Source organism: Hippea alviniae EP5-r (assembly GCF_000420385.1).
Classification (GTDB): domain Bacteria; phylum Campylobacterota_A; class Desulfurellia; order Desulfurellales; family Hippeaceae; genus Hippea; species Hippea alviniae.
Genome location: NZ_ATUV01000001.1, coordinates 972,835 through 986,750, shown reverse-complemented (window position 1 = coordinate 986,750; position 13,916 = coordinate 972,835). Strand labels below are relative to the sequence as shown.

General features: G+C 37.0%; 14 protein-coding genes. 4 read left to right on the top strand and 10 right to left on the bottom strand.

The genetic code is table 11. From position 1 onward, the window contains the following. The 7 genes from G415_RS09930 to G415_RS0105065 form a co-directional block, all read right to left on the bottom strand. Complete coding sequence (locus tag G415_RS09930; protein ID WP_022670534.1) at positions 1-861, bottom strand: MinD/ParA family protein; 861 nt, start codon at positions 859-861, stop codon at positions 1-3. Continuing rightward, positions 854-2,050: a flagellar biosynthesis GTPase FlhF gene (gene flhF, locus G415_RS0105090; protein WP_022670533.1), complete on the bottom strand. Its 1,197-nt coding sequence runs from the start codon at positions 2,048-2,050 to the stop codon at positions 854-856. Before flhF ends, G415_RS09930 begins: the two co-directional genes overlap by 8 nt. Next, the gene (gene flhA, locus G415_RS0105085) at positions 2,047-4,056 is read right to left on the bottom strand and encodes a flagellar biosynthesis protein FlhA (protein WP_420319351.1); all 2,010 of its coding nucleotides are present in this window, start codon (positions 4,054-4,056) and stop codon (positions 2,047-2,049) included. The genes flhF and flhA overlap by 4 nt, the downstream gene beginning before the upstream one ends. 96 nt (positions 4,057-4,152) lie before the next feature. Next, a complete protein-coding gene (locus G415_RS09925; protein WP_022670531.1) occupies positions 4,153-5,454 on the bottom strand; it encodes a chloride channel protein in 1,302 nt (433 codons plus the stop codon). Further along, entirely contained in the window at positions 5,414-6,439 is a 1,026-nt protein-coding gene (locus G415_RS0105075; protein WP_022670530.1) for an AI-2E family transporter, read from the bottom strand. Before G415_RS0105075 ends, G415_RS09925 begins: the two co-directional genes overlap by 41 nt. Beyond that, on the bottom strand, positions 6,436-7,479 hold the full coding sequence (locus G415_RS0105070) for a polysaccharide deacetylase family protein (protein ID WP_022670529.1): 1,044 nt from the start codon (positions 7,477-7,479) through the stop codon (positions 6,436-6,438). Before G415_RS0105070 ends, G415_RS0105075 begins: the two co-directional genes overlap by 4 nt. Positions 7,480-7,485: 6 nt before the next feature. Then, on the bottom strand, positions 7,486-8,274 hold the full coding sequence (locus G415_RS0105065) for a TIGR00266 family protein (protein ID WP_022670528.1): 789 nt from the start codon (positions 8,272-8,274) through the stop codon (positions 7,486-7,488). A 96-nt stretch (positions 8,275-8,370) separates the two neighbouring features. Here G415_RS0105065 and G415_RS09920 point away from each other — a divergent pair, with 96 nt between their 5' ends. The 4 genes from G415_RS09920 to G415_RS0105045 are packed head-to-tail and all read left to right on the top strand — an operon-like array spanning position 8,371 to position 11,128. Next, positions 8,371-8,637 (top strand): twin-arginine translocase TatA/TatE family subunit, encoded by a 267-nt coding sequence (locus G415_RS09920; protein WP_022670527.1) that lies wholly within the window; start codon positions 8,371-8,373, stop codon positions 8,635-8,637. Next, positions 8,600-9,349: a twin-arginine translocase subunit TatC gene (gene tatC / locus G415_RS0105055; RefSeq protein WP_022670526.1), complete on the top strand. Its 750-nt coding sequence runs from the start codon at positions 8,600-8,602 to the stop codon at positions 9,347-9,349. Before G415_RS09920 ends, tatC begins: the two co-directional genes overlap by 38 nt. Then, positions 9,346-10,095 (top strand): prepilin peptidase, encoded by a 750-nt coding sequence (locus G415_RS0105050; protein ID WP_022670525.1) that lies wholly within the window; start codon positions 9,346-9,348, stop codon positions 10,093-10,095. The genes tatC and G415_RS0105050 overlap by 4 nt, the downstream gene beginning before the upstream one ends. Continuing rightward, the gene (locus tag G415_RS0105045) at positions 10,088-11,128 is read left to right on the top strand and encodes an LptF/LptG family permease (protein WP_022670524.1); all 1,041 of its coding nucleotides are present in this window, start codon (positions 10,088-10,090) and stop codon (positions 11,126-11,128) included. Before G415_RS0105050 ends, G415_RS0105045 begins: the two co-directional genes overlap by 8 nt. Here G415_RS0105045 and lnt read toward each other — a convergent pair. From lnt to def, 3 genes are read right to left on the bottom strand one after another with little or no spacing between them, the layout of a single operon-like run. Beyond that, entirely contained in the window at positions 11,079-12,479 is a 1,401-nt protein-coding gene (gene lnt, locus G415_RS0105040; protein ID WP_155825438.1) for an apolipoprotein N-acyltransferase, read from the bottom strand. The genes G415_RS0105045 and lnt overlap by 50 nt on opposite strands. Then, positions 12,463-13,389, bottom strand: a complete 927-nt coding sequence (gene fmt / locus G415_RS0105035; RefSeq protein ID WP_026939594.1) for a methionyl-tRNA formyltransferase — start codon at positions 13,387-13,389, stop codon at positions 12,463-12,465. Before fmt ends, lnt begins: the two co-directional genes overlap by 17 nt. After that, complete coding sequence (gene def / locus G415_RS0105030) at positions 13,386-13,898, bottom strand: peptide deformylase (RefSeq protein ID WP_022670521.1); 513 nt, start codon at positions 13,896-13,898, stop codon at positions 13,386-13,388. The genes fmt and def overlap by 4 nt, the downstream gene beginning before the upstream one ends. Positions 13,899-13,916: the final 18 nt, after the last annotated feature.

Below are 13,916 nucleotides of genomic sequence, written 5' to 3'. Positions count from 1 at the left end.
TTAGCCTCCACCAAAAATTGATGCAAAGAATCGGGCGATTGGATTTTCCCGAATCTTTATATTTTCTTTAAACATGTTATTTATAAACTTTTTCATAGATATTGTAAAGGCACTATTGGGATAGAGTTCAGCTATTGGTTTCTGTTGCTTTACTGCTGCGGGTAGGTTTTTATCAATTAAAGCGTATCCTGAGCTTTTAAACTCTTTGTTTAGAAACTTTTTGCATATCTTGTTGAGATTGTTGAATGTATTTTCTGCTTCTTGTTTATTTTTTGCCATATTCACGAATACGCTGACTTTATCTTTTTTGTAATTTGTCGAAGTTATTTTTAGCATTGCGTATGCATCTGCCAATGCTGTTGGCTCGGGCGTTGTTATTACAACAATCTCTTCTGAGCTTTTTAGGAAGAATGTAACCTTTCTTGATATACCTGCACCTGTGTCGATAAGGAGTATGTCAGTCTCTTTGGTTATATCTATCAGCTCGTCTTTTATCTTTGAAAATATTGGCTCGTTGATATTTGCTATCTCTTCTATACCACTGCCTGCAGGTATCACTTGGAAATTATCATTTACCTTTATCATTATCTCTTTGAGTTTTTTACCGCTCTTTACGACATCGATTAAAGAATATTTGCTTTTTAATCCAAGCAGTATATCTATGTTTGCAAGGCCTAAATCTGCATCAAATACGACAACCTTTTTCCCTATGCTACTTAAAAGGTATGCGATATTTGCAACCATATTTGTTTTGCCTACACCACCTTTGCCACTTGTAAATGCTATAACCCTGTATCTCTTTTTGTTCTCTTTATTCTTTTTTTCGACCATCTCTCTTAACTTTTCAGCTTGGTCAGCCATTTTGGACTCTCCTTTTTACGATTAAGGATGAGATTTTTAAAGGCTCTGCTTCCATGATATCATCCGGCACATCCTGTCCGTATGAGACCCAAGCCACGGGTTTCTTTAGCTTTACGACCAAGTTTAACATTGTTCCCGGTGTCTTTGTCTCATCTACCTTCGTGAATATTAAGTCGTTTATCGGAAGTGTTGAGAATTGTTTGAATGTATTAAGGCAGTCTTCTTCCTTTGTGTTTATTGCAATTACAAGCGACAGATGAAGCCTTGTGTCTCCTTGAAACATTCCAAAAATCTCTTTGAGCCTTTTTATGTCGTTAGGACTTCTTCCGACGGTGTCAACCAGCACGACATCCGTGTCTTTCAGCTCTTCGATGGCATTGATAAAGTCTTCCTTTGTTATGCTTACAATTGCTGGTATGTCCATTATCTTTGCATAGTTTAAAAGCTGGTCAACTGCTCCGATTCTGTATGTGTCTGTTGTTATTATGCCAACCTTTTTGTCCATTTTTAGCTTGTAAATAGCCGCAAGTTTGGCCAAAGTTGTTGTTTTTCCTACACCTGTTGGCCCTAAAAGAACGATATTTTTGTTTGTTGGTATGCTTTTTTTGAAGAATTGAGACAATACAGCCGATAGATACTCTTTCACATACTCTTCATCGTTTAGTCTGGTTTTGTCTATGGTTTTGTAAAGTCCAATAGCTATTTTGTATGCATATTTTCTCTTTATTCCTATCTCACACATATATGTGAAGTATTTATTCATTCCAAGTGGTATCTTTGATATGTCAACATCATTATCCTTTTTTACATAGTTTATGGCTGTCTTTAGGTCGTTTAGGTCGGCTTTTATATCGCTTACGAGCTTTTCTATACTCTCTTTGCCTGCCGATACGATAAGCTGCTCTAATTTCTTTACTCTCTCTTCAAGTTTCTCTGTTTCGCTCTGTTTCTTTTGAGAAAACTCTACTTTGGCATATTTTTTAGCGACAGCTTCAAAACTTCTGTTCTGTTTTGGCGGTTTATCGTCAACAGCTGCTGTTACTTCGTATATCTCTTTTTTAAAGAAAGAGAAGAATCCGCCTTTTTTTACCTTTTTTGATGAGAGTATTATGGCATCTTCGCCCAATTCAGCCTTTATCTTTTTTAAGGCTTCTTGAACGGTGTTTGCTCTGTATGTTTTTACTATCATAACTCAATTGTTCCTACGCTGTTTATCTGAATGCCTTCGGCTATCTCAGCGTATGAGATAACCGGAATTTTCGGGAAAAACCTTTGCAAGAATCCTTTAAAGTATCTTCTTATTTTGGGTGATGTCAAGATAATTGGCTCTATGCCGTTTTCAACAACTTCAGATATTACCTGTTGGGTTTTTTCTATCAACTTTTCGCTTATGTTTGGTGGTAAGTCAAGATATGTCATTCCGTTCTGTTCCTTTAAGTTCGCATTTATTATACCGTCAACATTGCTTCCCAAAGTTATAACATTTATCGTGTTGTTCTCATCTTTGTATTTGTTTGATATGTGATTTGCAAGCGCCATTCTTACATACTCTGTCAACACATCAGGGTCTTTTGTGTAAACGGCATAATCCGTTAGGGTTTCTGCAATTGTTATCATGTCTTTTACCGGCACACCTTCACTTAGAAGATTTTTAAGTATTTTGTGTATCGTGCCTAAGGGTAATTGATTTGTTAGTTCTTCTATAATCTTTGGATACTCTTCCTTTATTGTGTCGAGAAGTTTGCTTGCATCTTGACGGGTGAATATGTCGGATATATGTGTTTTAATTATCTCAGTTATGTGTGTGATTATAACGGTAACAGGGTCGACAACTGTGTATCCTTTAACAATTGCTGTGCTTTTGATTGAACCGTCAATCCAGATGGCATCAAGTCCAAAGGCAGGCTCTTTCGTTGGTATACCTTCTATGTCTGAGCCGCCGCCGGGTTTCATTGCCAAAAACTTATCAGGATAAACCGTGTATCGTGCAACTTCTATGCCCTTTATTAAGAAGACATACTCATTTCTGTCGAGATTTAAATCGTCTCTAATCCTGATCGATGGCACAATAACACCAAGCTCTGAAGCTATCTGTTTGCGCATTAACTTTATTCTCTTTATTAAGCCACCGCCATTTTTTTCATCAACAAAGCTTATTAGTCCATAGCCTATCTTAAGTTCCAGTAAGTCAACCTTTACGGCTTCTTCTATATCTTCCATTGTTATCTCTTCTTGCGGCTGTTCTTCTTCGGATTCTTCAAGTTCTTTGGCTTCTTCTTTCTTTTTCTTTTGGGCAGATATGGAGTATGCTATGCCCGCAAGTATTAAAGCAAGCGTTGTTAGATGGAGTGTTGGCATTCCGGGAACAAGTGATAAAACAATCAGCACAACAGCAGCAATATAGAGAGTTTGATACTGATTTATAAGCTGATTTACTATATTTTCTGATAAGTTCACTTCTTCTGAGCTTCTTGTGATGATTATACCTGCCGCTGTTGATACGGTTAGAGCAGGAAGTTGGCTTACAAGACCATCGCCGATGGTTAAAACTGTGTATCTGCTTGCAGCAGCCGATAAGCTCATGTGATGCTGCAGGACTCCAATAATTATACCGCCGATAATATTTATTGCCGTTATTAATAAACCTGCTATAGCATCACCGCGAACAAACTTACTTGCACCGTCCATTGCGCCATAAAAGTCAGCCTGACGAGCTATCTCTTCTCTTCTTCTTCGAGCTTCCTTCTCATCTATCAGTCCTGCGTTTAAATCTGCATCAATGCTCATCTGTTTTCCTGGCATTGCATCGAGAGTAAACCTTGCTGCAACTTCTGCTACCCTGCCTGCACCTTTTGTGATGACAACAAAGTTTATTATGACAAGAATGATAAATACGATTAAGCCAACGACATAGTTTCCGCCAACAACGAAATATCCAAATGTTTCTATCATCTTTCCTGCTGCTTCGGGTGTTTGACTGCCATGCAGGAGTATTGCCCTTGTTGTTGCAACATTTAGAGATAGCCTAAAGAGTGTTACGGCAAGCAGAATCGATGGAAATGTTGAGAAATCCAGCGGTCTTGGAACATATACGCTTATGAAGAATATAAGCAGAGCCAAAGCAAATGATGTTGAAACCAAAAAATCTATAATAAATCCCGGTAGTGGTATGACTAAAACGGCGAATATTGCTATTACTGTTAAGACGACACTAAAGTCGCTGAGTTTTATGTTTTTTATCGCTGCCCTCCTTCTTCTGCTCTCAAAATTAACATTATAGCATCTTTGTTGTTATTTTTCATGGTATTCGTTAAACAGCTTGCATGCTTTCTGGGATGTATAGATGCTTAAACCGTATGTGAATATGTAGCTTACAATTACTGAAGCTGTGAGTGGTATAATTAAATCTGTTTGAGACAACTCAAGAACAAGTACTATTGCGGCAAGTGGTGTTTTGGCAACAGCGGCTAATGATGCAGCCATTCCTGAGAGAGCAAACAGGGTTAAGTTTTCGCCAAAGACTGTTGCCATTATATTGCCCAAAAGTGCACCCATTATAAGCGACGGTAAGATTAATCCGCCAGAAATTCCAAACCCTATTGTTAGAGACACGCTTGCCATTGTTAAAAATAGCATTATCAGGGCATAGTAAGGGTTAAGTGTTAGATTTGCTATGTTGCTTAAAGCCTTGTAATTTACGCTTGCGTTGAGCAGGTCTATAGAGTTGTATTTTGCTATTATGAAAATAAAGGGCAGGGCAAAAACAACACCAATCAAAGGTCTCAGTATAGGCCTTGCAAAACCAGATAAGCAGTTTGAAAGATGAAAGATTGTGATGAAGATATATGCCATAATTGATATTACAATGCCAAGAACCATAAGAAGAAATAGTGAGTGTATTGAGTATGATATATTGGCAGAGCTTATGCTTACAAGACTATGTTTGCTTCTAAAAAAAGAAAAGACCATATAACTAAATATTGATGCTATCAGCGTTTGTGGGAAGAACTCATACTCCATATCCGATGTGTATCTTATCTCCAATGCAAAGATTGCACCACCTAAGGGCGCCTTTAAAAGGGCTGATGTAAATGCACCTGCACCGATAAGTGCGACTCTATCTTTTAGGGAATTATCTATCTTAAATAGCTTTGATAGGTATAGAGAGAGTGATGAGCCGATGAAGAATGATGGCCCTTCTCTGCCTGCTATGAATACTCCAGAAAGTGCCAAGATGCTTATTAGTGTTTTTTTAATCAGTTTAATAGGTGGTGCAGCTTCTTTTAAGTGGTTTAGGATGTAATTTATGCCTGCACCTGCTATTGATGTATCCTTCTCTATGAGTATGCCCGTTGTAATGGCGACAATTATGGGAAAAAGGATTAAGGCTGTTTTGTGCGAGATAAGAAAATTGTTTATTTTTACAACAGCTATGTCGAATCCTGCCGCAACCAATCCTATAATTGTGCCACATAGAATAGAAAACGGTATCCATTTCAATGTTTGAATAACTATATACGCCCAGTTTATATGGGTGCATTTGGCTGTCTGTTTACAGGTTTTTAAGCTTTCTCTTATTTTTGGAAGAGACATAAATTTTTACCATTGCATCGCCCACAGAGACAATAACAGGGCCAAGAATAATTCCTATAGGGCCAAAAACAATAACAGAGCCTAAAATGGCAAAAAAGAGAATCATAGGATGTATGTTTATCTTGCTGCTAATTATCAGTGGTCTTACATAATTATCCACAAGGCCTATTGCTGCAACACCCCAGACGAGTATGAATATACCTTTTACGATTGAACCTTCAACAAACAAATAAATTCCTACGGGAAGCCAAATGATTGCTGTTCCAACCAAAGGAACAAAGCTAAACATAGCAATGAGAAACAGCCATAGGAAGAATGCGTTTAAGCCAACAATGAGAAAGCCCACCGCACCAACGGTTCCTTGAATAAGTGCCGTTAATACGCCGCCTAATACAGTTGCATTAATGCTGTCCCTTATGGATTTTAGTATTTTATAGAAGCCTTCTTTATCGTCCACTATATTTGAAAGATACTCTAAAAACTCTTCGTTGTCTCTGATTAGATAAAAGGCGATAATGAATGAAAATAGAAAATTGGCGACGATGCTGTAGGTTTGAGAGAATATTGCACCTATGTTTTTTGTTATTAAGACACCTGTGTTTTGCAGAAGCGAAAATATAGCTTCGTCGATTTTATCAATGTATGGAGCAAAAACCTTAAGTTTTGAGAAGTTTTGCAGTTTCAAAAGTAGGCTTTCGAATGCAACCTTTATCTTGTCTATATTGCCTATGAATTTTTCTGTTTCGTTAACCATGATATATACGGCAAGGGTTATTGGCAGGGCTATAATCAAAAGCACAATAATTATGCTTAAAAATGATGCTATGTTTCTATTTTTTAAGGATTTTTTTATCTTGTCGAATATTGGATAAAATACAATGGCTATTGTTATTCCCCAGACAAAGGATTTCCAAAACGGCAGCATTATAGTAAAAAACGCTATGGTTACGATTATCAGAAAAAAGGCAATTATACTTGATCTCATATCAGCCTATGCACCCTTGCATATAGTTTTGCCCTTGTTGGGCTTTTGTAAATTTTTAGCCGTTTTCTTAACCACTCTGTACTTCTTACTTCAACTCTTGGAAGAAGATAAGGGTATGTATCTTTAAAAACCAGACCGACGTTGAGCGTAAGCGCAGCTTTGTATGATTGATTTATAAGTTCATATATAACATCGACATCGTAATGTCCCCACGGATAGCAGAAGAAGTCAACCTGACTGTTGAGTTTCTCTTCTATTATGCGTTTTGACTCTGCAATTTCACTTTTTATGCGTTTAAGTTTTTCTTCTTTTGTCTCGTATTCTATTTTCATCCCATTTTTTTTGATGAAGTTTTTATACTCCTTTCGTAATATCCTTTGAGCGTTGGGTTTTTTAAAGAATAAGATTCCGCCATTTGCCTTTACAAACTCACTTAGATAATCCCTTATGCGCATATCGTCTCTCATACACAGTGTTGTGCAGTCCCACTTTTTCTCATATATTGGAATGCCCAACCTTCTGTCTTGCGTAAGCTCTAAAAACCACCTATATGAGTTATCTTCATTAAATTTGTGAACCTTTGGACAACAGAAACAGGCTCGATGGTTGAGAGAGTGGCTGCCAACTTCGAATATGCCGCTGTTTAGCATCTCGTTTAGCTCTTCCCAGCTCACATATTCAGATTTGTCGAGAAGTTCTTTGACCTTATCCGCAGAGTTTATGCTTATAAGTTCTTCGTATGTTGCCCTTTTTAGACCTTCTGTGATTTTATTTGCTATGACAAATATTGTCGCAAAAAAACCGTATTTTTTTAGAATGGGGTAAGCATAGATGTAATTGTCTGCATAGCCATCGTCGAAAGTTAAATGAACTGTTTTTGAAGGTGGATTTTTGCCTTCTTTTATGTATGAGTAAATCTCGCTTAACTTTATTGGTTTAAAGCCACTCTCTTTCAAAAGAATTAGCTGTTTTTCTAAGTCGTCAGGCGTTATGCGTTTTGAATAATCTATATTGTGATAGCAGAGTATCAAGGCTCCCATACTTGATTAATCGTCTCCGTCTATGAGTCTTCCCAATCCACCCAGGATTGAGCCTTCGCCTTTCTGGTTGCCAAATAGCTTTGGCGCATTTTCTATGATTCTGTCTGCAAGTCTTGAGAATGGCAGACTCTGTAAATATACAGTACCCGTTCCTGACAGCGTTGCAAGAAACAGACCTTCGCCACCAAAGAACATGGATTTTAGATTGCCTGCTCTTTCTATTGAGTAGTCTATGCTCTCTTCAAATGCGACTATGCAGCCTGTGTCAACCCTTAAAGTTTCGCCGTTTAGGTTTTTCTTAATCACCATTCCGCCTGCATGTATAAAAACCAGCCCGTCGCCGGAGAGTCTTTCCAATATAAATCCTTCACCACCAAATAGGCCCGTTCCAAAGCGTTTTGTGAATGCTATGTCTATTCTTGTTCCATACGCTGCACATAAGAAAGCATCCTTTTGACACAAAAGGTCGCCGTTGATTTTGGATAGGTCAACAGGTATGATTTTTCCTGGATATGGAGCAGAGAATGCAACCCTGCGTTTCTGAGAGCTTCTATTTGTAAAGTGTGTTAAAAACAGAGACTCTTCTGCCAATATCCGTTTGCCAGCCTGAAACAGTTTTCCAAGCAATCCGCCACTTTCAGAGCCATCACCCAGCTTTGCTTCAAATGTTATACCATCTTCCATATAGTTCATTGCTCCTGCTTCTGCGATTACTGTCTCATCTGGGTCGAGCTCTATCTCAACAATCTGCATATCATTGCCTATTATCTCGTAATCAATCTCATGACATTGCATTTTTTGCCTTTCCCCCTTTCTTTTTGGCTTAAAGTATTATTTTTTGACAAAGAGGTCAACTTTTATTACGCTTCTTTCAGCAAGGAGGCAAGCTTTATGTTTTCCATTGGCACTCCAGAGATGATTGTCATAGCCGTCATAGCCTTATTCATAGTAGGTCCTAAAAGGTTGCCAGAGATTTTAAGAGGGATTGCCTATGTCTATAAAAACTTTATGAAGGCGATAGATGAGTTAAAACGAGAACTTGAAGAAGATTTGGAAGAGATAGACGAGCTGAACCCGAAAAAAAGCATCCAGAAAAAGTGGGAGGAGTTCTTAGAGATAGATGAAGAAGAAAAGAAGGATAAAAAAAGACCCGAATAATATGACTCTTCTTGAACATATAGAAGAGTTAAGGATAAGGCTGTTGTGGATAATAGGCGGTATAGGTGTTGCTTTGGCTGTGATGCTTAACTATTCAGAGAAACTGATAAATTTGGCTATAGCTCCACTTCAGCAGGCTCTTCCAAAGGGCAGTAAAATAATCTTTACGGGAGTAACCGAAGCATTTTGGGTTAGGATAGAAGCTGCCGCTGTTGCTGCTGTTATTGTTAGTATTCCGTTTACTTTTTATCAGATATGGCTGTTTGTAAAGCCCGGCTTGAAAGAGAGTGAGAAAAAATTCGCCATTCCATTTGTCTTGGCTTTCAGTTTCTTTTTTATATCTGGCTCTGTTTTTGCTTATAAGGTTGTTTTACCTTTGGGATTTAAGTTTCTTTTAAGATATGGTGGGCAAGAGCTTTCTGCAATGCCCACGATAAAGCAATATATGTCTCTATTTTTGAAGATGATAATGGCATTTGGACTTGTTTTTGAGCTTCCTGTTGTTAGTTTCATTCTTGCAAGATTGGGCATTATAAATGGTAAGGATTTGCTTAGACGTTTTGATTATGCGCTTTTGATTATCTTTTTTGTTGCTGCGATTCTAACTCCTCCGGATGTGTTTACTCAATTTCTTATGGCAACGCCGCTAACGCTTCTATATGTTATTAGTATAATTATAGCTTGGATATTCTCAACAAAGAAGGAGTCATGATTTATCTTGTTGTGTTTTTGTTTGGCCTTGTTATTGGCAGCTTCTTAAATGTTTGTATATACAGGATACCTTTGGGAAAATCGATAGTTTTTCCGCCTTCAAGTTGTCCTGTTTGTGATAGAAGGATAAAGTGGTATGACAATATACCAGTTATAAGCTATATACTGCTTGGCGGTAGATGTAGATACTGCAAAAGCAGAATATCACTCGTCTATCCTGCTGTTGAGCTTTTGACCGCAGTTATAACGGTTGGTGTTTATAAGAAGTTTGGTTTAGACATTAATACGCTCTTTTATCTTCTGTTTTGCTATATGCTTATAGTCGGAAGTTTTGTTGATTTTAAACATTATATAATACCTGATAGAATAAGCTTGGGTTTGATGGTTTTAGGGCTTGTCTTTGGATATTTTGCCCATAGATTTCTCTTTTCGCTTTACGGACTTGTCTTTGGTTTTGCTCTGTTGTATTTTGTTGCAGTTTTAGGAAAGTTACTTTTTAAAAAGGAAGCGATGGGTGGTGGTGATATAAAGCTGCTTGGCGGCATAGGTGCTTTTGTTGGGATTAAGGGTGTTCTTTTTGTTTTGTTTTTCTCATCTTTAATCGGCAGTCTTGTTGGTATTGCTCTTATAATTGCTAAAAAAACAGAGATGAGTGGCAGGATACCGTTTGGCCCTTATTTATCTTTTGCCGCTTTGATTTATCTCTTTTTTGGCCAGCAGATTCTAAGGTTTTTGGGCTATGTTTAAAAAGATAGATATTTACATTCTAAAGAGTCTTGCAGTATCGTTTTTTATCTCTTTTTTTATTATTTCTGCTGTAATGATAATAGGTGATGTAATCAAAATTTACGACATTATCTTTGCATCCGGTTCTTCTTTGAGAAGAATTTTGAATATACTTCTATACATAACATTGTTTCTTTCAATTTTTAGTATTCCTATGGCCTTGACCATTGCTATAAATTATGTTTATTCCGAGATGTCTAATAGTTCGGAGATAACGGCTATTAGAAGCTCTGGCATCTCTCTTGCAAGGGTATATCTTCCTTCTTTGATATTCACATTTGCCGTTTTTGTTTTTCTTGTATATGATATTGCTTTTCTTGCTCCAAAGGCAAGGTTTCATTATAAGGATGAGCTTGTTAAGGCATTTAGAAATAAAATTTATATGAATTTGAAGCCATCAACATTTTACAAAAATTTGGGTGGTGTAATGTGGATGGGTTCTATCTCTGCAGACCATAAGCATCTGACAGATGTGTTTTTTTCAAACAAGAATGATGTGTTTGTATCTAAGAAGGGAGTTTTGAAGGATACATACAACGGTATATTGGCGGATTTTCTATCTGTTAAAGCCTATTCCGAGAAGAAAAGCGGATGGGAATTTGGTTCTTTTAAAGACTATGAAGTCTCTTTTGCATTGAAGGAGATAAATAAAAAGCCGTCGGGCGTAAGATATATGACAATAGCTAAACTTATTGGATATTACAAGAAAACTAAGGATAGAGATGCGCTCTATAAAATAAACAAGATGATTTCGATGTCTTTGAGTGTCTTCTCTTTATCGCTTATTGCCTTTAGTTTTGGCATAACATTCTCAAGAAGTGGTAAAAGTGCAGGCATTGTTGTTAGTCTGTTTCTGTTTTTTGGTCTGTATGTTTTGCTTGCACTTGCGGGTTCTCTCTTTGATGGATATGGCGTAATCTTTCCTGTGTATGCTCCAAGTGTGTTTATGTTCTTTGTCGGGCTTTATATGTTTTATAGAAAGATAAAAGTATAGATGCAAAAAGCATAACCCACCCAAACAGCCAGCCGAACCTGTCGTAAATTGTTTTTTTATAGACTGCAATCTTCAGTTTTGTTGTTAAGATTTCTCTTTTGTCGGGTTTAATCTCTGCTTTGATTTTGCCTTCTGGATTGACAATAAAGCTTATGCCTGTATTTGCTGCCCTTACAAGCCACATTCTATTCTCTATTGCCCTATATATATCGCTTCGTGGGAAGAGATAGAATGTGGGCGTTTTATCAAACCATGCGTCGTTTGTGAATACTGCAAGCAGTTCAGCACCTTTTGTTTTGTATCTTCTTGCAATACTTTCGAAGTTCTCTTCATAACATACCATTGGCGCTATCTTGAGTTTTTCTTTGAATATTACATTTGACTTACCTTTTGATAGGCTTTCATCTTTAAATCCAAGCAGATTGCCCAATGGTATAAACTCTGCGAAAGGAACGAGCTTTTGCTTGTCGTATATCTCTATTTTCTGTTTTGAGTATGAGATAACAGAGTTGTAATATTTGCCGTTTTTCTCTCTTATTGCTCCAAATATGAGCGTGAATTTGTTTGATTGAACGAGCCTTTTTATTGAAGGTGAATAGCTTTTGCTGAAAAGGTAAGGGTATGCGGATTCAGGCCAAAGCACATAATCGCTTTTTAACTGATTGCTTAGATGTGTGTATATGTTTAGATTTCTTTTTAAGTATTTCTCTTCCCACTTCTGATTTTGTGGTATGTTGCCCTGAACGATTGTTAAGGTTGCTGTTTTTGAGTATTGCTTTTTATCATGAACAAATGCTAATGGGATTAGAGTTAAAAGAAGGATGATTGTTGCCTTTTTTGGTTCTTTTTTTAAAAAAAGGAATACCGCTAAGTTTATAAGGAGTATTTTTAAATCAACAAATAGACTGCCAAATAGTGATGCATCTTGGATAAACGATGTTAAGTTGTAGGTTAAGATATTTAGATTGCCAAGTGGCATACCGTAGAAGAGCTTGTCTTTTAAAAACTCAAAAGCAACAAAAAAGATAGGGTAAAATTCAAGCGGTAAGTTTGACTTTTTAAAAACCCATGTTCCGATAAGTATGTAAAAAGCTTGATATAAAGCCAAAGCAACAACAAGGCCAATTGATAGAAGAAAAAACAGCCCATAGTAAGTATGCGTGCTTTTGTATATTCCACTGTAAATGTATAGATAAAAGACAAACATGTATATTGCTATGTAAATGTGGGATTTCCCTTCTTCTAAAAGAAGGAATATAGGCACAAATGCGATTAAAGATAGAATGGAGAGATGATATGATGCTATCGGCAGTATGGAGAAGAGAAGAAGATATTTAGCCGATAGTTTCACCGACAGAGAACTTATAGCCTGCCAAAAATGCCTTTATTTCCATTGGCTTTTTGGATTCAGGCTGAATTATTTTTATTGATATAGCGTCTTTGCTGCATCCTATTACGAGCTCGTTTTTGTTTACTTTTACCACTTCAGCCGGTTTAGTATTTTCTGTCTTTATTAATTCTGCATCAAAGACCTTGAACAGTTTCCCTTTGTGTTTGAAATGAGCTGTTGGCCAGCTATAAAATGCCCTTATCTTGTTTATTATCTGATAGGCCGTCTCGTTTTTGAAATCGATCAATCCGTCTTCCTTTTTTATTATCTTTGTGTATGTTGCAAGGCTCTCATCCTGCGGTTTTGGTTTTATGTTTGAGAAATTTTCAAGGCAGCAGAGCAGCATTTCTGAGCCAATTTTTGAAAGTCTATCATGCAAAGTTAAATAGTTATCGTCTCTGCTTATCTTTTCCACCCACTGCATATATATGTCGCCTGCATCCATTTTGTCTATAACATCAATAAGTGATACGCCTGTGTATTCATCTCCATTCAAAAGTGCATAGTTGATTGGTGATGGGCCTCTGTATTTTGGCAGAAGGGAAGGGTGAATATTAACAGAGCCATACTTTGGCAGTTTCAACATCTCGCTTGGTATGAATTTGCCGTATGAGACAACAACAAATATATCGGCTTTGAAAGAGCTTATTTTATTCAGCGTCTCTTTGTCTTTTAACTTTTCGGGCTGATACACTTCGATATTGTGTTTTAGAGCTTCTATCTTTGTTGGCGGTTGGATGAGCTTTTTGCCTCTTTTTCCTTTGGCGTCAGGTGTTGATATTACGCCAACAACTTCAAACATGGATGAATTAATAAGTGCCTTTAAAGGCTCAACAGAAAACTCGCTTGTTCCAAAAAATAGGATTCTCATTTTTTCTCTTCTCTCTCTTTCTGTATCTTTTTCCACTGTTTTTTGAAGAACTCTCTTTTTGTTGGTGATAGTCTGTCTATAAATAGCTTGCCGTTTAGGTGGTCTATCTCATGCTGAATAACAACGCTTAAAAAATCTTCCGTCTCGAGTATCTGCTCATTTTCGTCTCTATCTAAATATTTTACCTTAATCCACTTTTTTCTATCCTTTACTGTATCATAGTATCCGGGAATACTTAGACAACCTTCTTCGTGTTCTTCATATATGCCTTCGCTTGCTATAATTTCTGGGTTTATCAGCTCTATAAGTTGATTTTTGCCATCTGGCCTTAAATCTATCACAACAAGCTTCTCTAAAATGCCAACCTGCTCAGCTGCAAGACCTATGCCGTTGAACTTATACATGGTTTGAGCCATATCGTCTAACAGCTTTATAATTCTATCATCTATCTTCTCAACATCCTTCGCCTTTCTTCTTAAAATTCTATCAGGATAAACCTTAATTTCCATTTTTTTACCTCCTGTTTG